Raw genomic sequence first — 19847 nt, 5'->3', positions numbered from 1 at the left:
CAGTTCTGCGATCGGCGCTCCGCCGTGGTGGGGCGGGCACGCCAGTGACCGAATGGTGGTTGGCACTCGGTGCCAGAGTGACAGGCACGGGGTGCATTGCGCCATACACCACCGCGGTGATGTTGCCCATGGGCCCGCTTGACTTTTCCGCCGAGGGTCGGTCGTGCCCGGGAAATCTCCGGAGCCAAACGTCTGGTTCCGGACAATTCACCGTACGACGGGCGGTCAAGCGGTGGCGAGACACCTTATCTCCCACCGCGGTTTGTCCGGAGGTAGCGGTGCCGGTTGCTTGTCGTACGGGATGATGTTGACGTGCAGACCCCGGAACGCGCCCAGTCGACGCCCCAGAGCCCCGCCACCCGGATCCTGGCCGACGAGGCCCGCCCCGGCCCGGACCTCACCGTGATGCGCAAGCACTACACCCACGAGGGCCTGGTCGAGGAGCAGCTCGCGCCAGAGCCGATCGGCCAGTTCACCCGCTGGTTCCACGAGGCCGACGACGCCGGACTGGTCGAGCCCAACGCCATGGTGCTCTCCACCGCCGACGCCGCGGGGCGGCCCAGCTCGCGCACCGTCCTGCTCAAGGGGTACGACCTGCGCGGCTTCGTGTTCTTCACCAACTACGGCTCCCGCAAGGGCGCCGAGCTCGCCGCCAACCCGCACGCCGCACTGCTCTTCCCGTGGGTCGCGCTGGCCCGCCAGGTGATCGTCCAGGGCCGGGTGGAGAAGGTCGGGCGGGACGAGACCGCCGCCTACTTCCGCACCCGGCCGCACGGCTCCCAGCTCGGCGCCTGGGCCAGCGAGCAGTCCAGCCCGGTCGGCAGCCGCGAGGTCCTCGAACAGCGCTACGCCGAACTGGAGCGCCGCTACCCGGAGGGCGAGGGCGTGCCGGTGCCGCCGTTCTGGGGCGGATACCGGGTGGTGCCGGAGAGCGTCGAGTTCTGGCAGGGCCGGGAGAACCGGCTGCACGACAGACTGCGCTACCTCGCCGAGCCGACGGCCCCCACCGGGTGGCGGGTCGAGCGGCTCTGCCCGTAGGGCGACCTCCCGGTCCGTCGGCGCCCCGGCCCGTCCGGCCCATCCCGCATCCCGCATCTTGCATCCCGCATCCCGGCGCCCGGCCCGTCCGGCGCTCCCGGCGCGCGGCGTCACCACGGAACTGATGACCCGTCATGCCCGATGTGTAACAATGTGCTGCCCGTCGCGCGGTGCCCGGGTCGAGGCTCTTCCGGCCGGCAGCCCGCTGTGCCGGCACGATCGAGTGAGGGACTGATGGGCGTCACCGGTACGGAAACCGCCGCTGGACTCGGCTCGGACCTGGTCGACGTCGCCGCCCTGCCGCTCGACGAACTCGACGCCCTGCCCGAGACCGTCCTCGGCGACCTGCTGCGCCGGGTGGTCGCGGACGCCCTGACCCCCGGCGCCGAGCCGCTCGCCGCCTTCCAGTCGGCCCTCGACCGCTGACCCGACCGGCGGCTGACCGTCGGTTAAACCCCAGGTGGCCCGCGGAGTTCGACAACTTCCCGCGAGGTTGGTGGAGTTCACGACATGCTGGGTATCAAACCAGCGCCGTCGAGGCACCGTCGGGCCCGGGGGGAAAAGGTGTCGGAGCATCAGCAGGACCAGCGGAAGCCCTACTTCTTCTTCAGCTACGCGCGTCGCGACTACGAGGCCGAGGACGCCTTCGTCGACCAGTTCTTCAACGACCTGAGGGACGAACTCGGCCGGATCGAGTCGGCCGCCCGGGCCGACGAGATCGCCTACCGCGACACCGAACAGCTGCGCCTCGGCGACGAGTGGGCCCAGCAGCTGGCCCGGATGCTCGGCCGCAGCCGGACCATGGTCGCGCTCTACTCCCCCGCCTACTTCGCCAGCCTCTACTGCGGCAAGGAGTGGACCGCCTTCCGCGGCAGGGTCCGGCGCCACCAGGAGGAGCACGGCGAGCTGATCCCGGCCCTCGTCCCGGTGCTCTGGGAGCCCGTCGCGCCCGGGGAGCTGGCCGAGGAGGTCACCAAGATCCAGTGGGCCCAGCCGGACATGGGCGAGGCCTACGCCCGCTACGGGCTGCGCGCCCTGCTGCGCACCGGGCCGCAGGGCGACGCCTACCTCCAGGTCGTCCGGGTGGTCGCCGAACGCGTCCGGGCCGCGGCCGCGCGGCGGCTCACCGAACTCGCCGACTTCGACCTCGGCGCCGTGCGCGGCTACTTCCCCGGGCCCGCCCCCATCGAGCCGGCGCCCAGCCCCGGGATGGTCCGGCTCTTCATCGCCGCCGGCCAGGCCTCCGACGCCGCCGCGGGCGGCTCGTACGCCGGCGGCTGGTACGGGGCCAAGCCCTGGCACTGGGCGCCCTACCACCCGCCCGTCCGGCCCTCCCTGGCCGCTCGCGCCCAGCAGGTGATCACCGCGGCCGGGCACACCACCACCCTGGAGGAGATCGGCGCCGGCCTCGGCGAGCAGCTCGACCAGGCCCGTGAGGACAGCCAGGTCAGCGTCCTGCTGGTGGACCCGTGGGTGGCCGCCGCCGACCGCTACCGCTCCGCGCTGCGCGAGTACGACGACCACAACCACCCGGTCACCGGCGTGATGGTCCCCGACGGCAGCGGCGACCCGGGCGACGGGCCGGAGCACGACGCGCTGTGGGCCGGCGTGCGCGGCGTGTTCCGCCGCAACTGGCTGCGCCGGAGCGACCCGGAGCACTTGTTCCGGGTCAAAGTGAACCGGGAGAGTTTCGACACCGACCTCACCATCATGGTGACGGTCGCCCAGAACAAGCTCATGGACGACAACTTCGATTGGGAGGACGATGGCGGCGGAGCCGCGTTCGGCCTCGGCCCCGACGGCGGGAGCGGCCCGGCGATGCCCGGGCTGTCCGCCCCGCCCGCCCCGCGGGGCCCGCGCCACGACCCGATCGCCCGACCCGACCCGCTCCCGGGCCGGGACGACGTGCCCAGACCGCGCCGCAACCAGGACGAGGCGGAGCCGCTGAGGGGAGACCAGGACGATGATCACTGAGCCCGGTGCAGAGCGGGAGCGCGGCGGACCGGGATCGGTCGTCACGTTCTACTCCTTCAAGGGCGGCACCGGCCGGACCATGGCCCTGGCCAACGTCGGCTGGATCCTCGCCAGCCGGGGCCTGCGGGTGCTGGTCGTCGACTGGGACCTGGAGGCGCCCGGCCTCCACCGCTACTACCACCCGCTGCTGGTCGACCCCGAACTGCACTCAACCGAGGGCCTGATCGACCTGCTGCGCTCCTACGTCCGGCAGGCCCTGCCCTCCGCCCTCGGACCGACCGGCCTGCCCCCGGCGGCCTGGCTGGACGAACCCGGCCGGCTGGACGGCTACATCTGCGGCCTCGCCCTCGACCTGCCCCCGGGCGGGCGGCTCGACTTCCTGCCCGCAGGCCGGCAGAACGCCGCCTACGCCGCCGCCGTCACCAGCTTCAACTGGCGCAGCTTCTACCACGGCCGGGACATCCGCGGCGGCGAGTTCCTGCGCGAACTGCGCGAACGCTGGGCGCGCGGCTACGACTACGTGCTCATCGACAGCCGCACCGGCGTCAGCGACACCTCCGGCATCTGCACCGTCCTGATGCCCGACACCGTCGTCGACTGCTTCACCTTCAGCGCCCAGAACATCCGCGGCGGCGTCGACGCCGCCCGCGCCATCGCCGAGGCCGAGGAACGGGCCATCCGGGTCCTGCCGGTGCCGATGCGGGTCGAGGACGCCGAGCAGGAGCGCCTGGAGGCCGGCCGCGACTACGCCCGGGAGTCCTTCGCGCCCTACCTCGGCCGCTGGCTGAGCGCCGACCGGCGGGCCGGCTACTGGGCCGACGTCGAGGTGCCGTACAAGCCCTTCTACGCCTACGAGGAGGTGCCCGCCACCGTCGCCGACCGCCCGCAGGAGGCCCGCAGCCTGCTCAACGCCTTCGAACGGCTGGCCGGGTGGATCACCGACGGGCGGGTCCGCACCCTGCGACCGCTCACCTCCGAGACCCGCCGCCGGCTCTACGGCTCCTACCTGCGCTCCGCCCGCGCGGTGCCCCGCCAGGTGTTCGTCAGCTACGCGCCCGAGGACCGGATGTGGGCCGAGTGGGCGGCCGGCACCCTCACCCGCTTCGGCTACCAGGCCTCGCTGCACAACGCGGCCGATCCGTACACCGGCAACCGGCCGCCGGAGGTCACCGGGCCGCTCGACGGCCAGGGCCGGCTGCTCGCCCTGCTCTCGCCCGAGTACACCGCGCTCGCCCGCGCCACCGAGGTCTGGCAGCTGCTGAACGGACGCGAACTCGCCTCCGGCTCACCGGCGCTGGTCGCCCTGCGACTGCAGGACTCGGACGAGCCGGTGCCCCGCCCGTTCGTCGGCCAGGCCGCGCCCGACCTGGTCCGCTCCTCGGCCGTGGCCGCCGAGTCCCAGCTCTACGGCGAGCTCGGCCCGCCCCCCGGCGGCACCCGCCAGGGCGACTCCGACAGCGGTGAGTTCGCCGCCCCCGCCCGCTTCCCCGGGACCGCCCCGCAGGTCCAGGAGGCGCCTTCGCGCAACGCCTCCTTCATCGGCCGCGGCAAGCTGCTCGAACTCCTCCGCAACCGCTTCACCGGCGGCCCCGCCGCGGTGCTCAGCCAGGTCCTCTACGGCTTCGGCGGCGCCGGCAAGTCGCAGATCGCCGCGGAGTACGCGCACCGCTTCAAGGCCGCCTACGACGTGGTCTGGTGGGTGCCCGCCGAGGAGCCCGCCAACATCCCGCAGAAGCTCGCCGAACTCGCCCCCCGGCTCGGCGTGCCGAGCAGCGACGACGTCGCCCACACCGCGGCGGCGGTGCTCGACGCGCTGCGCCGCGGCCACCCCTACCGGCGCTGGCTGCTCGTCTTCGACAACGCCGGCACCCCGGAGGAGCTCGCGCCCTGGCAGCCGGCCGGTTCCTCCGGCGGGCACGTGCTGATCACCTCCCGCAACCAGGGCTGGGCCCGGCACGCCGGTCTCGTCGAGGTCGACGTCTTCCTCCGGGAGGAGAGCGTCCGGCTGCTGCGCCGCTTCAACGGCGGCCTCTCCCCGGAGGACGCCGACCAGGTCGCGCAGCGGCTCGGCGACCTGCCGCTCGCCGTCGGCCAGGCCGCGGTCTGGCTCCAGGAGACGTCGATGCCGATCGCCACCTACCTGGAACTGCTCGACGAAGAGCTCACCGAGATGCTCGAACGCACCCGGCTGCGCACCGCCGACTACCCGCACTCCGCCGCCGCGACCTGGCGCATCTCGGTCGAGGAACTGCGCCGGATGAACGCCCCGGCCGCCCAGATCCTGGAGATCTGCGCCTTCTTCGGGCCCGACGCCATCCCGATGCGGCTGCTCTACAGCCGGGCCGTCACCCGGGCCCTGCGGCTGCCCCCGCGCGCGCCCCGCGACAAGCTCGCGATCGGCGAGTTCCTGCGCGCCATCAACCGGTTCGGGCTCGCCCGCACCGACCAGGGCAGCGAGACCATCACCGTGCACCGGCTGGTCCAGGCGGTGCTCCGGGACCAGGTCGAGGAGGAGCGCCGGGCCGAACTGCGCGCCGTCGTGCACGCCGCGCTGGCCACCGCCAACCCCGGCGACCCGGACGTCCCCGCCAACTGGTCCGAGTACGCCGAACTCCTGCCCCACCTCTGGCCGTCCGGCGCCGTCGACAGCGCCGACGAGGACGTCCGGCAGTGGATCATCGACTCGGTCCGCTACCAGTGGAAGCGCAGCCTGCACGAGTCCGGCCGGGAGCTCGCCGAACGCACCCTCGAGCACTGGCGCCGGGACGGCTACGGCGGCCCCGGCTTCGACGCCGACAACGACGCCCAGACCCTCATGCTGCGGACCCAGCTGAGCAACATCCGCCGCTCCCAGGGTGCCCTCCAGGAGGCGTACGAGATGGACCGCGACATCCTGGAGCGGTTCACCGCCACCCTCGGCCCCGAGCACTCGCACACCCTCGCCGTCGCCAACAGCCTCGGCGCCGACCTGCGCTTCCTCGGCCGCTACGACGAGGCCCGGGCGCTGGACCGGCGCACCCTGGACGCCGCCCGGCGCACCCTCGGCCCGGACCACCCGCGCACCCTGATGATCACCAACAACCTGGCCGTCTCCGACTACCTGGCCGGCGACCGCCGGGCCGCCCTCGAACGCCACCGCAGCAACTACCTCCAGCAGCGCGACGCCCTCGGCGCGCACAGCCTCTACGCCCTCTCCTCGGCCAGCAACTACGCCCGCGACCTGCGCGAGACCGGCCGGCTCCGGGAGGCGCTGGACCTGCTGGAGGAGACCGTCCGGATCTACCAGCAGACCATCGGCGACGCCCACACCGACACCCTGCGCGCCCGCAAGAACCTCGCGGTGGCACTGCGCCGGGCCGGCCGCTACAACGAGGCCCTGGAGATCGACGAGGACATCTACCAGCGCTACCTGGACATCAACGGCGCCGAACACCCCGACACCCTCGCCGCCGCCACCAACCTGGCCAGCGACCTCAACGCCCTCGGCGACACCGACCGGGCCATCCCGCTCGCCGAACGGGCCCTCGCCCGCTACCGCGACTACCTGGGCGAGAACCACCCGGTGACGCTCGCCGGCGCCAACAACCTCTCGGTCTACCTGCGGCTGGCCGGCCGGGCCACCGAGGCCCGCGAGCTGTCCGGGCGGACCCTGGCGCAGTTCCGCACCGTCCTCGGCGACCACCACCTCTACATCCCGATCGCGATGATGAACCACGCCAACGACCTCGCCCTGGCCGGGGAGACCGAGGCGGCCCTCGCCGTGGAGCAGGAGGCGGCACCGCTGATGACGGCGACCCTCGGCCCCGACCACTACGACTCCATCGGGATCAACTCCAACCTCTCGTTGTCCCTGGCCGCGGTCGGGCTGACCGAACGGGCCGCCGAGCTGCGCGCGGACTGCATCCGCCGGGCCCGGGTGACCCTCGGGGAGGAGCACCCGACGACGGTGGCGGTGAAGGCCGGGCACCGGCTCGACTCCGACGTCGAACCCCCGCACGTGTGACGGCCGGTCCGGTGCCGGGGGCCCGGCGCCGGGCCCCCTCGTGCGGATCCCCGCCGGATCCGGCGAATCCGGGGGAGAGGACCTAGGCTCACCCGCATGGTGCCGTTCCGGCAGTTCCTGCTGAAGATCCACAGCCGGTGCAACCTGGCCTGCGACTACTGCTACATGTACGAGGCCGCGGACCAGGGTTGGCGCGACCGGCCGCGGCGGATGGCGCTGCCGACGGTCCGCCGGACCGCCCGGCGGATCGCCGAGCACGCGGCCGAGCACGGGCTCGACGAGGTCGCCGTGGTGCTGCACGGCGGCGAGCCGCTGCTCGTCGGCGCGGGCCACCTGGACGCCCTGCTGGGGGAGTTGGCCGCGGCCGGGCCGCGGATCCGGTTCAGCCTACAGACCAACGGGCTGCGGCTGCTGGACGAGCCCGCGCTGCTCGACGTGCTGCACCGGTACCGGGTCGCGGTCGGGGTGTCGCTCGACGGCACCCGGGCCGACCACGACCGGCACCGGCTGCTGCCCTCCGGCCGGGGCAGCTGGGACCGCACGGCCGAGGCGGTGCGGCTGCTCGGCTCGGCCGAGCACCGGGAGCTGTTCGCCGGACTGCTCTGCGTCGTCGACCTGCGGGCCGACCCGGTGGCCACCTACGAGGCGCTGCTGGAGTTCGCGCCGCCCCGGCTCGACCTGCTGCTGCCGCACGCGACCTGGGCCGCCCAGCCGGCCGGGGTGCGGCGGGAGCCGCCCTCCGCGCCGCCCTCCGGTACGGAGCCCGCGCCCTACGGGGAGTGGCTGATCGCGGCCTTCGACCGCTGGTACGGCGCCCCCCGGCGGGAGACCGGCGTGCGGCTGTTCGAGGAACTGGCCGTGCTGCTGCTCGGCGGCCGGGCGGCCAGCGAGGCGGTCGGCCTGGCGCCGGTCGACCTCGTCGTGGTCGAGGCGGACGGCACGATCGAGCAGGCGGACAGCCTCAAGGTGGCCTTCGACGGGGCCGCCGGGACGGGCCTGGACGTCCGGCGGCACGGCTTCACCGAGGCGGCGGCGCACCCGGCGTTCCGGGCCCGTCAGCGGGGGCTCGCCGGGCTCGGCCCGGTCTGCGCCGGCTGCCCGCTGGCCCGGGTCTGCGGCGGGGGGCTCTACGCGCACCGGTACGCGGCCGGGGGCGGCGGCGGTGCGGGCGGGGGCGGCGGCGCGGGCGGTGCGGCAGTGGGCGTCGGAGGGGGTGCGGCAGGGGGCGCCGGCGGGGGCTTCACTCACCCGTCCGTGTACTGCGCGGACCTGGACCGGCTGATCCGCCACATCGCGGGGAGACTGCGGGCGGACCTGGCCGGAGCGGCCGGGGCGAGGGCCCGACGGGCCCAGCGGGCCCAGCGGACCCAGCAGACCTAGCGGAAGGACGACCGGTGGCGGGTACGGACGAGGCGGTGGCGGCCGGAGTGCCGGGCGCGCGCGGGGCGGACGGGCTGCCCCGCCACGGGCTGGACCGGGCGACGTTCCGGGCGATCGCGGCCGCCCGCGGCGGAGCGGAGGCCGTCCGACCGCTGCGTGCCGGGCAGTTGAGCAAGCGGGCACTGCTGCTGCTGGCGCTGCGGCGGGCCGCTCCGGACGACGAGGGCTACCGCGCGGCGTACGGCGAGGTGCGGGAGCTGCAGCGGGCCGACCGGGCGCGGTGGGAGGAGGTGCTGCTGCGGCCCGAGTTGGACGCCTGGGCGGCGGACTGCCTGCGCGGCCTAGCCGCCGGGGAACGCGTTCCGCTGGACGGGCTGGCCGCGTTCCTCCGGGCCGGGTCGGGCCCCGCGCTCGCGCTGGAGTGCGACGGGCTGGGCTGGAGCCCGGTGATCGACCACGCCGGGCCGCGCCGGGTGGACTACGGGCGGCCGCCGGCCGGTCCGCTCGGAGCGGCGGAACTCGCTCTCTGGGAGGATCAGTTGGAACGGGCCTGGCGGATCCTGGTGCGCCGGCACCCCGGGTACGCGCGGGCCGTCGCGGCCTGCGTGGGGGTGATCGTGCCGTTGCGCCCGGCCCCGGGCGGGGCGGCGGTCAGTGCCGCCGCCCGGCGGGCCTACGGCGGGGTGGCGGCCTCGCTGCCGGGCGATCCGGTGCTGCTGGCGCTGGCCCTGGTGCACGAGTTCCTGCACGTCCAACTCGGTGCCCTGCTCGACCTGGTGCCGCTGCACCGGCCCAACGGCGCGGCCGTCTACCACGCCCCCTGGCGGCCCGACCTGCGCCCGGTCGGCGCGCTGCTGCAGGGGACGTACGCCCACCTGGGGGTCGCGGACTTCTGGTGCGCCGAGGCGGGCTCGGGGGAGGGCGACCGGGCCCGGGCGCGGCGGGAGTTCGACTGCTGGCGGGCGCACACCGTCGCGGCCGCGGGTACGCTCCTGGGGAGTGGTGAACTGACGCCCGACGGAACGGAGTTCACGGCCGAGCTGGCGCGGGCGGCGGGTGCCCTGGGGGTCGCCGGCTGAGCCCGGGCGGGCGGCGGGCCCGGGCGGGGCGGCCGCGGTGCCGGCGGCGGGTGTCGCGGCCGCGGTGGTGGCCGTGGGTGGTGGTCGCCCGCCCGGGGCGTGCGCCGGTCGCTCCGCGGCGGCGGTGCGGGGTGGCGGGCCGGCCTGGCGGACGCGCTTCGGCGCGCGCCAGGGCGAAGCGCGCGACCGCTGAACGGGTGAATTTTTGGGGTTGTGGAGGCTCCCGCAGGGCGCGGAGCGGCAGGGGAAGCGAAGTTGAGACCTCGATGCGCCGTCTTCGGGTGCGCCGGAGCCTTATCGTGGTGCCACTCAATCTTGGGTGGTTTCTCTTCCCACCCTCGGCCGTGCCTAACCGTGCATAAGGAAACGAATATGACAGCGGTAACCAGCACCCTGCCGGCCGGCAACCTGACTGACCCTCAGGAAGCCCCGGAGCGCCTCTCCCTCGCTGATCTGGCCGCACTGGGCGCGGAGGAGATTGCCGACCAGCTGCGCCGCGCGCTCCCCGGCGCGGACTCCGGTCTCGTACCGGTCGCGGCCTTCAACTCGTCGATCTGACCTGCTCCGTAGACCCGAACGGGATCCCAGACCGAGCTTCGACCGAACCAGATCCATGACGACGCGAATTCCGCTGCCCCTCACGCAATTCGTGATCAAGATGCACAGCCGGTGCGACCTCGCATGCGACCACTGCTACGTCTACGAGCACGCCGACAGCAGCTGGCGCAGCCGACCCAAGGTCGTCGGTGACGAGATCCTGGCCAAGGCCGCCGAACGCATCGGCGAGCACGCGGCCACCCACCGGCTGCCCGTCGTCCGGGTCGTCCTGCACGGGGGAGAGCCCCTGCTCGCCGGCCCGGAACGGCTCCGCCGTGCCGTCACGACGCTCCGCTCGGCGCTCCCGCCCGGATGCGTCCTCGACGCCCGCATCCACACCAACGGCGTGCTGCTCAGCCGCGCCTTCTGCGACCTGTTCGCCGAGACGGGCGTCAAGGTCGGCATCTCCCTGGACGGCGACAAGGCCGCCAACGACCGCCACCGGCGCTTCGCCGACGGGCGCAGCAGCCACCCGCAGGTCCTGCGGGCCGTCGCGCTGCTGCGCGAACCCGCCTACCGGCACCTCTACGCCGGGCTGCTGTGCACCGTCGACGTGGAGAACGACCCGGTCGCCGTGTACGGCGCGCTGGCCGTACTGGAACCCCCCGCGGTCGACTTCCTGCTCCCGCACGCGACCTGGGACGAGCCGCCGAAACGTCCCGCCGCCCTGGGGGGGACCCCGTACGCCGACTGGCTGCTCGCCGTCCACAGGCTGTGGGAAACCGGCGGCCGGCCCTTCGCCGTGCGCACCTTCGAATCCGTCCACCGCACCCGGCGCGGCCTCTCCAGCCTCACCGAGTCCCTCGGGCTGGAACCCTCCGACCTGGCCGTCCTGGAGACGGACGGGACCTTCGAGCAGGCCGACAGCCTGAAGACCGCCTACGACGGCGCGCCCGCCACCGGCCTCAACGTCTTCGAGCACAGCCTCGACGACCTCGCCCGGCACCCCGGCATCGCCGCCCGCCAGTCCGGCCTCGCCGGGCTCGCCGCACAGTGCCGCGCCTGCCCCGTCGTGCGCTCCTGCGGAGGCGGTCTGTACGCCCACCGCTACCGGAGCGACGATGAGGGGGGCGGCTTCGACCATCCCTCCGTCTACTGCGGGGACCTCATGACCCTGATCAACGGCATCTCGGCCCACGGCGCTCCGGCGGCGGTGCCGGCGCAGAGCGGCGAACCCGTGCTGCCGACCGCGCTCACCCCGCCGCAACTCGACGAACTCGCCCGGGGGTACGGCGGCGCGGACACCGTGCGCGCCCTCACCCGCTCCCAACTCGCCCTCACCCGGGCCATGCTGGCCGCCGCCTGGGACGCCTCCGGGCATTCCCGGGGCGAGGCGTGGTCCCTGCTCGCCGCCCTCGACACGGCCGCCCCGGCCGCCGTCGACGCCGTCCTCGCCCACCCGTACGCCCGCGCCTGGGCCGCCCGCCGGCTCGCCGGGGACCTCGGCACCGACCTCGGACCGCTCGCCGCCCTCGCCGCGGCCGCCGCCGTGCGGGCCGGCCGCGGGGACTCCGTCGCCGTACCGGTGCGCGACGGGTGGCTGCACCTGCCGACCCTCGGACGGATCGCGCTGCCCGCCGGGGAGGCGGTCGTCACCGGCACGGCCGAGGGCCTCACCGTGCGGGCGGCCGACGGCACGGTGCGCACGGTGCTGGACGAACCGCTGCGGACCGTCCGGCTCGCCGGGGGGTGGACCGTCCGGCTGGAGGACGTCGACCCGCTGCGGGACAGCCACGACCACCCCGTGTCCGGCCGCCTCACCGACGCCGAACTGCTCGACTGGACGGGCGCCCTGCGCGAGGCCTGGGAGCTGCTCGGCCGGGACCTGCCCGGCTACGCGGACGGCGTCCGGGCCGGCCTCGGCACCGTCACCCCGCTGCGCCCCGGCCCGGCCGGACGGGACGTCAGCTCGGCCGCCCGCCAGGCCTTCGGTGCCGTCGCCATCGCCCGGCCCGCCACCGCACCCACCCTCGCCCTGCTGCTCGCCCACGAGTTCCAGCACGTGAAACTCGGCGCCGTCCTCGACGTGCTGGACCTGTTCGACCGCGGCGACGCTACGCTCTACCTCGCCCCCTGGCGGCCCGACCCCCGGCCGCTCGAAGGGCTCTTCCAAGGCACCTACGCCCACCTGGCCGTCACCGAGTACTGGGGAACCCGCGCACTCGCGTACGACGGTCTGCCGGGCGAGGCCGCCGACCGGGCGCGGCGCGAGTTCGCGCTCTGGCGGCGGTACACCGCCGAAGCCGTCGAGCGGCTGGCCGGCTCCGGATCGCTGACCGCGGCCGGCTCGCGGTTCGCCGACGGCATGCGCGAGACCGTCACCCCGTGGCTCGCCGTGCCGCTGCCCGCCGCCGCCGAACGGGCCGCCGACCGCGCCCGGCGGGAACGCGCCGCCACCTGACCACATCAGCCCGCCTCGGGACACCCTCACCCGGGGCCCAACCCCGGGGAACCGTCATCCTGACCGAATCCCGCGCCGGCAGCGTCGCCGCCGCGCTCTCCCGCCGGAAACTCGTCCACGACCTCGTCCGGCTCGGCGTCCGCCCGGGCACGGTGCTGCACGTCCAGGCCTCCCTGCGGGCCCTCGGCCCGGTGGACGGGGGCGCCGACACCGTGGTGGACGCCCTGCTCGACGTGCTCGGCGACCGGGGCACCCTGGTCGCCTACACCGCCACGCCCGAGAACTCCGCCACCTCGCGGATCCACAAGGCCGCCACCGCCGGTCTCTCCCCGGCCGAGGTGACCGCCTACCAGGCCCGGATGCCGCCCTTCGACCCCGACGCCACGCCCTGCTCGACGACCATGGGGGCCCTCTCCGAGACCGTCCGCACCCGCCCGGGCGCGCTGCGCAGCAGCCACCCGCAGACCTCCTGGGCCGCCCTCGGGCGGCACGCCCGCGAGATCACCCACGACCACCCCCTCACCTCCCACCTGGGCCCCGCGTCCCCCCTCGGGCGCCTCTACGACCTCGACGCGCGGGTGCTGATGCTCGGCGTCCCGATGTCCCGCTTCACCGCCTTCCACCTCGCCGACCAGCGGATGCCGGACGTCCCGCTGCGCGAGTACCACTGCGCGGGCCCGGACGGCTGGATCACCTTCAAGGCCCCCGACCTGGACGACCTCCACTTCGGCTCCCTGGGTGAACGTTTCCTCGCGGAGGCCCGGCAGGTCACCACCGGCCGCATCGGCGGCGCCGACTGCCGCCTCGTCCCGGTCCGCGAGGCCGTCGACCTCGCCGAACACCTCCTCCGCCGGCACCGCTAGGCGGCACGCCCGTCCGGGCCTGCCCCCGTCCGCCCGTCCGCCCGTGCGCAGGAAGTCGGTCCGGCCGACTTCTTGCGCGCCCGCGATCGTCGGGCATGTCCATGTCGTCGGACCGGGCCCCGCCCGCGGGCCCGGCGGGCCCGGGACGTAGGATCCGCAGGGTTGGTCACTCCACGAAGGGTTCGGCGTGAGCGTCAAGCGGGTTGCTGTTGCGGGTGTCGTCGTGGTCGCGCTGGGTGCGGTCGCCGCGTGCGGGGGAGGCGACACGGCGGGGAGTGCGGCGAGCGCCAGTCCGAGCGCGAGCGCGAGCGCGGAGCGGCTGGAGTCGGCGACCGGCGGGACGATCCTGGAGAAGGCGCACAACGAGTTCGCCCGGGCGAAGTCGGTGAAGATCACCGGGAGTTCGGTGGAAGGGGGCCAGAAGGTCACCTTCACGGCGTCGGCCGCGGCCAACGGCGACTGCGCGGGGACGTTCGACTTCGGGGCGGACGGCAAGGCCGAGATCCTGCGGACCGCGGGACAGACCCTGGTCAAGGAGGACGCCGCACTGCTCGCCAAGCTGGCCGGCGCCGCCGCGGCGGAGCTGGGCAAGGGCCGGTGGATCCGGGCCAAAGCGGGCGACGACCTGTCCGTCGTCGGGTCCTTCTGCGACCTGAAGGGCACTCCGGTGTTCGGCGACGGCGACTGGTACAAGCTGGTCAACTCGGACGGCGCCCAGACGGTGAACGGGCAGAAGACGGTGGCGATCTTCTCGGGCTCGCAGGACGGCGGAAGCTACCGGGGGTACGTCGCCGTGGAGGGCCCGGCGCGACCGGTCCGGGTCGAGTCGATGCGCCTGGAGGGGGCCACGGACGGCGTGACGATGGACTTCTCCGACTACGACGCGCCCGTCACCGTCACGATGCCGCCCGCCGACCAGATCATCGACTTGTCGACGATCAAGAAGTCCTAGCGCGACCGCGGCCGACCGCACGTCGGACCGCCATCGTTTCGGTCATGTCAATTCGTGCGAGTCGTTGTGCTATTCCCCTGGGGCGTCAGTCGTTCCTACACTGAAGCCCCGCGCACGGGGGCTGCGGGAACCAGGTTGCCGACGGGCCCGGGGGAGGCGCGTGTGAACGACCGTGGCTGGGACGAGGACGACGCCCGGCCGTACTTCTTCCTCTCCTACGCGCACACCCCGAAGGCCGGCGCCCGCGGGGCCGGCGACCCGAACCACTGGGTGCGCCAGCTGTACCGGGACCTCTGCGAGGCGGTCCTGCAGCTGACCACGGTGCCGGCCGGGGTGCCCGTCGGCTTCATGGACGAGTCCATGCACCAGGGCGAGTTGTGGGCCGAGCGGCTGGCCGACGAGCTGGCGACCTGCCGGGTCTTCGTGCCGCTGTACTCGCCGCGGTACTTCAACAGCGTCCCGTGCGGCCAGGAGTGGCACGCCTTCACCCGCCGCCCGGTGTACCCGGCGACGATGGACTCGGAGCGCACCAGTGGCATCGTGCCGGTGCTCTGGGCGCCGATGAGCCGCTACCGGCTGCCCGGGGTGGCCGGTGAACTGCAGTTCAACCACGCGAGTTTCGGGCCGGACTACGCCACCGAGGGCCTGTACGCGCTGATGAAGCTCAGCTACTTCCGCTCCGCCTACGAGCTGGCCGTGCACCGGCTGGCCGCGCGGATCGTGCAGGTGGCCGAGGAGACGGTGATCCCGGTCGGGCGGCGCCTCGACTTCAACGGGCTGCCCAGCGCGTTCAACGTCACCGCGCCGACGAAGCAGTTGCGGATCTCGGTGCTCGCCTACCACCAGGGCGAGCTGCCGGCCGACCGCAACCCCGACTTCTACGGCGCCCGGCGCACCGACTGGCACCCGTACCGGCCGGCCGGGTCGCCGATCGCGCAGCACGCGGTGCGGCTGGCGCGGCAGTTGGGGTTCCAGCCGACCGTGCACGAGTTCGACGAGGAGGTCGAGTCGATCATCGGCGGCGACGCCGCCGCACCCGGCCTCCTGCTGCTGGACCGCTGGGCGCTGTGCGACCCGGACCGCCGCGAGCTCGTCCGCCGCTTCGACCGCTCCGACGCCACCTGGGTGAGCGTCCTGGAGCCGTGGAACACCGAGGACCCCGAGTGCGAGGAACGCGGCGGCGAACTCGGCGACCTGAGCGACCAGACGCTGCGCATCACCCGGCGGGCGAGCCGCCCCAGCTTCCTCGGCGTCACCGGCCCGACCGGGCTCAACACCCTGGAGGACTTCGACGACGCACTGCCCCGGGCCGCCATGAAGGCCAAGTACGCCTTCGAGGGGCGCACCCGCGCCGAACCGGAGGACCCGGCGCCGCCCCGGCCCAGCCTGCGGGACGCGTTCCGGCGCGGTCCGGGCGCGGGGCCCGCCGGCCACCCGGACCGCTACGGCCACGACGACCACCCTGACCGTGACGACGGCGATGACCCCGATGACGGGATGGCGCCCGTGGGAGGATTCAGATGAGCGAGAACCGCACCAGGAACCTCCGCGTCGGCGGCCTCACCGCGGCCGAACTGGCCGCGCAGCGCGAGTCCGCGCAACGCGAGGCCCTGCGCCACGGCGGGGAGCAGGACCGCAACGGCCGGATCATCACCTTCTACTCGTACAAGGGCGGCACCGGCCGCACCATGGCGCTCGCCAACACCGCCTGGATCCTGGCGGCGAACGGCTTCCGGGTGCTCACCGTCGACTGGGACCTGGAGGCGCCGGGCCTGGCCAAGTTCTTCCACCCCTTCCTCGACCCGGCCTCGCTCGCGGGCACCACCGGGATGATGGACCTGATCGCCGAGTACCGGGAGGAGGCGCTGCGCCCGGTCGAGCACGCCGAGGGCTGGCACCTGGACTTCGCCCGGGTGCACCCGCACGCGCTGTCGCTGTCCTGGCCGCTGTTCCCGGCCGGCGGCAGCCTGGACTTCCTCTCCGCGGGCCAGTTCAACCGGGACTACTCCGAGGCCGTCACCCACCTGGACTGGGACATCTTCTACGACCGCTTCGACGGCGGGCAGTTCTTCGACGCGCTCAAGGCCGACATGAGCAAGCGCTACGACTACGTGCTGATCGACTCCCGCACCGGCCTGTCCGACATCGCCGAGATCTGCACCGTGCAGATGCCCGACGACCTGGTGGTCTGCTTCACCCTGAGCGACCAGTCCATCGACGGCGCCTCGCGGATCGCCCAGCACATCCACGACCGCTACCGCGAGCGCGGCATCCGCATCCTGCCCGTCCCGATGCGCATCGACGAGGGCGAGAAGGAGAAGGCCGACGCCGGCCGGGCGCTCGCCAGGGTCCGCTTCGACGGCCTGCCGGTCGGCCTGAACGGCGAGGAACTCGCGCAGTACTGGGGCTCGGTGGAGATCCCGTACCGGCCGTTCTACGCCTACGAGGAGATCCTCGCCACCTTCGGCGACCAGACCGGCACCCCCACCTCGATGCTGGCCGCCTGCGAGCGGCTCACCTCGATGATCACCGAGGGCCGGGTCAACTCGCTGCCCTCGCTCGACGAGGAGCTGCGGCTGCGCTACGTGGACGCGTTCACCCGCCGCCGCCCGTCCGTGCCCGCCGACCTCTACCTCTCCTACGTGCCCGAGGACCGGATGTGGGCGGACTGGATCGAGTCCGTGCTCACCCGGGCCGGCTTCCGGGTGCTGCCGCGCGACCTGAGCGCCGGCACCGACCCGCGGGAGGAGACGGAGCGCGGCATCGACGCCGCCTACCGCACGGTCGCCGTGCTCTCGCCCGCCTACCAGCGCTCCCCGCAGGCCCGGGCGCTCTGGGAGTCCGTGGTCAGCTCCGACCCGTCCGGCACCCGCCGCCAGCTCGTCCCGGTCCGGGTCGGCGACGTCCGGCTGACCGCGCCGTTCAGCAACCGCAACCCGGTCGACCTGGTGGGCCGCGACGAGGCTCAGTCCGTGCAGACCCTGCTGCGCGCGCTCGGCCGCGGCGACGTCGCGCTGACCGAGTCCAACGGCGGCGGTCCGCGCTTCCCCGGGAGCAAGCCCGCGGTGTGGGACGTGCCGCCGCGCAACCCCTCCTTCACCGGCCGCGCCGCCGTCCTGGAACAGCTGCGCAACCAGCTGCGCGGCGGCATGGCGGCCGTGCTGCCCACCCCGCAGACCCTGTACGGGCTGGGCGGCGTCGGCAAGACCCAGGTCGCGCTGGAGTACGCGCACCGCTTCATGTCCGACTACGACCTGGTGTGGTGGATCGACGCCGAGCAGACCGAACTCGTCGCCCCCGCGCTGGCCGACCTGGCCCGCCGGCTGGGCCTGCGGGTCGGCGACTCGGTGACCGAGGCCGCCGAGGCCGCCCGGGAGGCGCTGCGGCGCGGCGTCCCGACCCAGCGCTGGCTGCTGATCTTCGACAACGCCGACGAGCCGTCCGAGATCCGCCGCTTCTTCCCCGGCGGCTCCGGCCACATCCTGGTCACCTCCCGCAACCAGGCCTGGAGCGGGCACGCCGAGGCCCTGGAGGTGGACGTCTTCACCCGCGGCGAGAGCGTCGAGCACCTGTGCCGGCGGGCCCGCGGACTGTCCCGCCCGGACGCCGACCGGGTCGCCGAGGCCGTCGGCGACCTGCCGCTCGCCGTCGAGGTCGCGGCCGCCTGGCTGGACACCACCGGCACCCCGGTGGAGACCTACGTCGCCCAGCTGCACGCCGAGGCCGCCCGCGCGCTGGCCGTCGCCCGGCCCGCCGACTACCCGACGCCGGTCGGCGCCACCTGGAACGTGTCGATCGGACGGCTGCGCCAGCAGTCCCCGGCCGCCGTGCGGCTGCTCCAGCTCTGCGCGTTCTTCGCGCCCGAGCCGATCTCGATGAACCTCTTCTACAGCGACCAGATGATCCGGGCGCTGGTGAAGTACGACGCCGACCTCAGCGACAAGTTCATGCTGGGCAAGGTGATCCAGGCGATCGGCCGGTACGCGCTGGCCAAGGTCGACGCCGGCAGCAACAGCTTCCAGGTGCACCGGCTCGTCCAGGCGGTGATCCGCGCCGAGATGACCGACGAGGAGCAGGAGGTCGCCGTCCACGAGGTGCACCGCATCCTCACCGGCGCCCGGCCCGTCCTCGGCGACACCGACGACCCCGCCAACTGGCCCGCCTTCGACGAGATCTGGCCGCACCTGTCGCCGTCCAAGGCGCACAACTGCGACGAGGCCGACACCCGCCAGCTGCTCATCGACCGCGTCCGCTACCTCTGGAAGCGCGGCGAGCTCGACCGCGCCCGCGACCTCGGCCACGCGCTCGACGACGAGTGGACCCGCAAGCTCGGCGAGGACGACCGGCAGACCCTGCTGCTGCGCTTCCAGCTCGCCAACGTGCTGCGGTCCCAGGGCAGTTACGCGGAGGCGCTGGCCCTGGACGAGGCCACCCTGGAACGCCAGCGGGTGCTGCTCGGCGAGCACCACCCCTACACACTGATGACCGCGGGCTCGCTCGGCGCCGACCGCCGCGCGCTCGGCCGGTTCCAGGCCGCGCTCGACCTCGACCGGGAGATCCTCGACCAGTTCCGCGAGCTGTTCGGCGACGACAACCCGCGCACCCTGTCGATGGCGAACAACCTGGCCATCGACTACCGCCTGGTCGGCGAGAGCGAGGCCGCCCGCGAACTCGACCAGGAGACCCTCGACCGGCGCACCGCCGTCCTGGGCCCCAAGCACCCCTACACGCTGATCACCAAGTCCGCCCTGGCCCGGGACCTGCGCGAACTCGGCGACTACCGCGGCTCCGCGGACCTGCTCCAGGAGGTCACCGCGGACTTCGGCGACGGGCTGGACCCGGGCCTGCCCGAGAGCCTGCGCAACGCCAAGTCGCTGGCCGTCTCGCTGCGCCGGATGGGCCAGCTCGCCGAGGCCCGCCGGATCACCAAGGAGACCTACGAGCGCTACCTGGAGCGCTACGGGGCCGACGCGCCCGACGCGCTCGCCTGCGCGCTCAACCTGGCCGCCGACCACAGCGCCTCCGGCGACAAGGAGGCCGCCCGGGACCTCTGCGCCACCGTGTTCGAGGGCCACCGGCGGCTGTTCGGCGACGAGCACCCGTTCACCCTGGCCTGCGCCAACAACCTCGGCATCTACCTGCGCGGCAGCGGCGACATCCAGGGCGCCATCGAGCGCGGCCTGGCCACCGTCCGGGGCCTGACCGACTCGGTCGGGCCGGAGCACCCGTACACCCTCAACGCGATGATCAACCTGGCGAACGCCTATGGCGACGACGGCCAGATCGGCCTCGCCGAGGAGCTCGGCCGGGCCGCCTACCAGGGCCTCTGCGACCGCTACACGCCCCGGCACCCGGACGCCGTCGCCTGCGAGGCCAACCTGGCGATCACCCTGCGCGCGGCCAACCGGCACACCCAGGCGGCCGAACTGCGGGCCCGCGCGATCGCCGAACTGATCCGTCAGTTCGGCGAGGAACACCCCAACACGGTGTCCGCCCGGGGCTGGAAGCGGATCAACCGCGACCTGGAACCGCAGCCGGTGTGACCGGCCCGGCACCGGGG

General features: G+C 74.1%; 12 protein-coding genes. All 12 read left to right on the top strand.

Annotation, left to right across the window (positions count from 1 at the left end; genetic code table 11):
• The first annotated feature begins 405 nt into the window (after nucleotides 1–405).
• The 12 genes from pdxH to fxsT (AB0N04_RS23820) all read left to right on the top strand — a co-directional run bounded on the left by pdxH (nucleotide 406) and on the right by fxsT (AB0N04_RS23820) (nucleotide 19830).
• Entirely contained in the window at nucleotides 406–1038 is a 633-nt protein-coding gene (pdxH, locus tag AB0N04_RS23875) for a pyridoxamine 5'-phosphate oxidase (RefSeq protein WP_360212660.1), read from the top strand.
• A gap of 234 nt (nucleotides 1039–1272) precedes the next feature.
• Complete coding sequence (gene fxsA / locus AB0N04_RS23870) at nucleotides 1273–1464, top strand: FxSxx-COOH cyclophane-containing RiPP peptide (RefSeq protein WP_360212556.1); 192 nt, start codon at nucleotides 1273–1275, stop codon at nucleotides 1462–1464.
• A 138-nt stretch (nucleotides 1465–1602) separates the two neighbouring features.
• A complete protein-coding gene (locus AB0N04_RS23865) occupies nucleotides 1603–3012 on the top strand; it encodes a TIR-like protein FxsC (protein ID WP_360212554.1) in 1410 nt (469 codons plus the stop codon).
• Entirely contained in the window at nucleotides 3002–7015 is a 4014-nt protein-coding gene (gene fxsT / locus AB0N04_RS23860) for an FxSxx-COOH system tetratricopeptide repeat protein (RefSeq protein WP_360212552.1), read from the top strand. The genes AB0N04_RS23865 and fxsT (AB0N04_RS23860) overlap by 11 nt, the downstream gene beginning before the upstream one ends.
• Before the next feature lie 96 nt (nucleotides 7016–7111).
• Nucleotides 7112–8395: an FxsB family cyclophane-forming radical SAM/SPASM peptide maturase gene (locus AB0N04_RS23855; RefSeq protein ID WP_360212550.1), complete on the top strand. Its 1284-nt coding sequence runs from the start codon at nucleotides 7112–7114 to the stop codon at nucleotides 8393–8395.
• A 14-nt stretch (nucleotides 8396–8409) separates the two neighbouring features.
• Entirely contained in the window at nucleotides 8410–9474 is a 1065-nt protein-coding gene (locus tag AB0N04_RS23850; protein WP_360212548.1) for an HEXXH motif-containing putative peptide modification protein, read from the top strand.
• A 372-nt stretch (nucleotides 9475–9846) separates the two neighbouring features.
• Entirely contained in the window at nucleotides 9847–10032 is a 186-nt protein-coding gene (fxsA, locus tag AB0N04_RS23845) for an FxSxx-COOH cyclophane-containing RiPP peptide (RefSeq protein WP_360212546.1), read from the top strand.
• 55 nt (nucleotides 10033–10087) lie between these two features.
• Nucleotides 10088–12472 (top strand): FxsB family cyclophane-forming radical SAM/SPASM peptide maturase, encoded by a 2385-nt coding sequence (locus AB0N04_RS23840; RefSeq protein WP_360212544.1) that lies wholly within the window; start codon nucleotides 10088–10090, stop codon nucleotides 12470–12472.
• Between the two features lie 152 nt (nucleotides 12473–12624).
• Complete coding sequence (locus tag AB0N04_RS23835; protein WP_360212542.1) at nucleotides 12625–13335, top strand: AAC(3) family N-acetyltransferase; 711 nt, start codon at nucleotides 12625–12627, stop codon at nucleotides 13333–13335.
• Between the two features lie 187 nt (nucleotides 13336–13522).
• Nucleotides 13523–14287 carry a hypothetical protein gene (locus AB0N04_RS23830; RefSeq protein ID WP_360212540.1) on the top strand — a complete coding sequence of 255 codons (765 nt, stop codon included), beginning with the start codon at nucleotides 13523–13525 and terminating at the stop codon, nucleotides 14285–14287.
• A 162-nt stretch (nucleotides 14288–14449) separates the two neighbouring features.
• Nucleotides 14450–15811: a TIR-like protein FxsC gene (locus tag AB0N04_RS23825; RefSeq protein ID WP_360212538.1), complete on the top strand. Its 1362-nt coding sequence runs from the start codon at nucleotides 14450–14452 to the stop codon at nucleotides 15809–15811.
• Between the two features lie 164 nt (nucleotides 15812–15975).
• The gene (fxsT, locus tag AB0N04_RS23820) at nucleotides 15976–19830 is read left to right on the top strand and encodes an FxSxx-COOH system tetratricopeptide repeat protein (protein ID WP_360212658.1); all 3855 of its coding nucleotides are present in this window, start codon (nucleotides 15976–15978) and stop codon (nucleotides 19828–19830) included.
• Nucleotides 19831–19847 lie beyond the last annotated feature (17 nt).

Source organism: Kitasatospora sp. NPDC051702 (genome assembly GCF_040681575.1).
GTDB lineage: Bacteria > Actinomycetota > Actinomycetes > Streptomycetales > Streptomycetaceae > Kitasatospora.
Note: the sequence above shows the minus strand (reverse complement) of the source record. Positions and strands in the feature narration are given on the sequence as shown.

Bases quoted from the DNA above. Each gene is read 5' to 3' on its own strand.
- pdxH (WP_360212660.1), top strand. From the start codon at position 406: ATGCGCAAGCACTACACCCACGAGGGCCTGGTCGAGGAGCAGCTCGCG.
- fxsA (WP_360212556.1), top strand. From the start codon at position 1,273: ATGGGCGTCACCGGTACGGAAACCGCCGCTGGACTCGGCTCGGACCTG.
- fxsT (WP_360212552.1), top strand. From the start codon at position 3,002: ATGATCACTGAGCCCGGTGCAGAGCGGGAGCGCGGCGGACCGGGATCG.
- AB0N04_RS23855 (WP_360212550.1), top strand. From the start codon at position 7,112: ATGGTGCCGTTCCGGCAGTTCCTGCTGAAGATCCACAGCCGGTGCAAC.
- fxsA (WP_360212546.1), top strand. From the start codon at position 9,847: ATGACAGCGGTAACCAGCACCCTGCCGGCCGGCAACCTGACTGACCCT.
- AB0N04_RS23840 (WP_360212544.1), top strand. From the start codon at position 10,088: ATGACGACGCGAATTCCGCTGCCCCTCACGCAATTCGTGATCAAGATG.
- fxsT (WP_360212658.1), top strand. From the start codon at position 15,976: ATGGCGCTCGCCAACACCGCCTGGATCCTGGCGGCGAACGGCTTCCGG.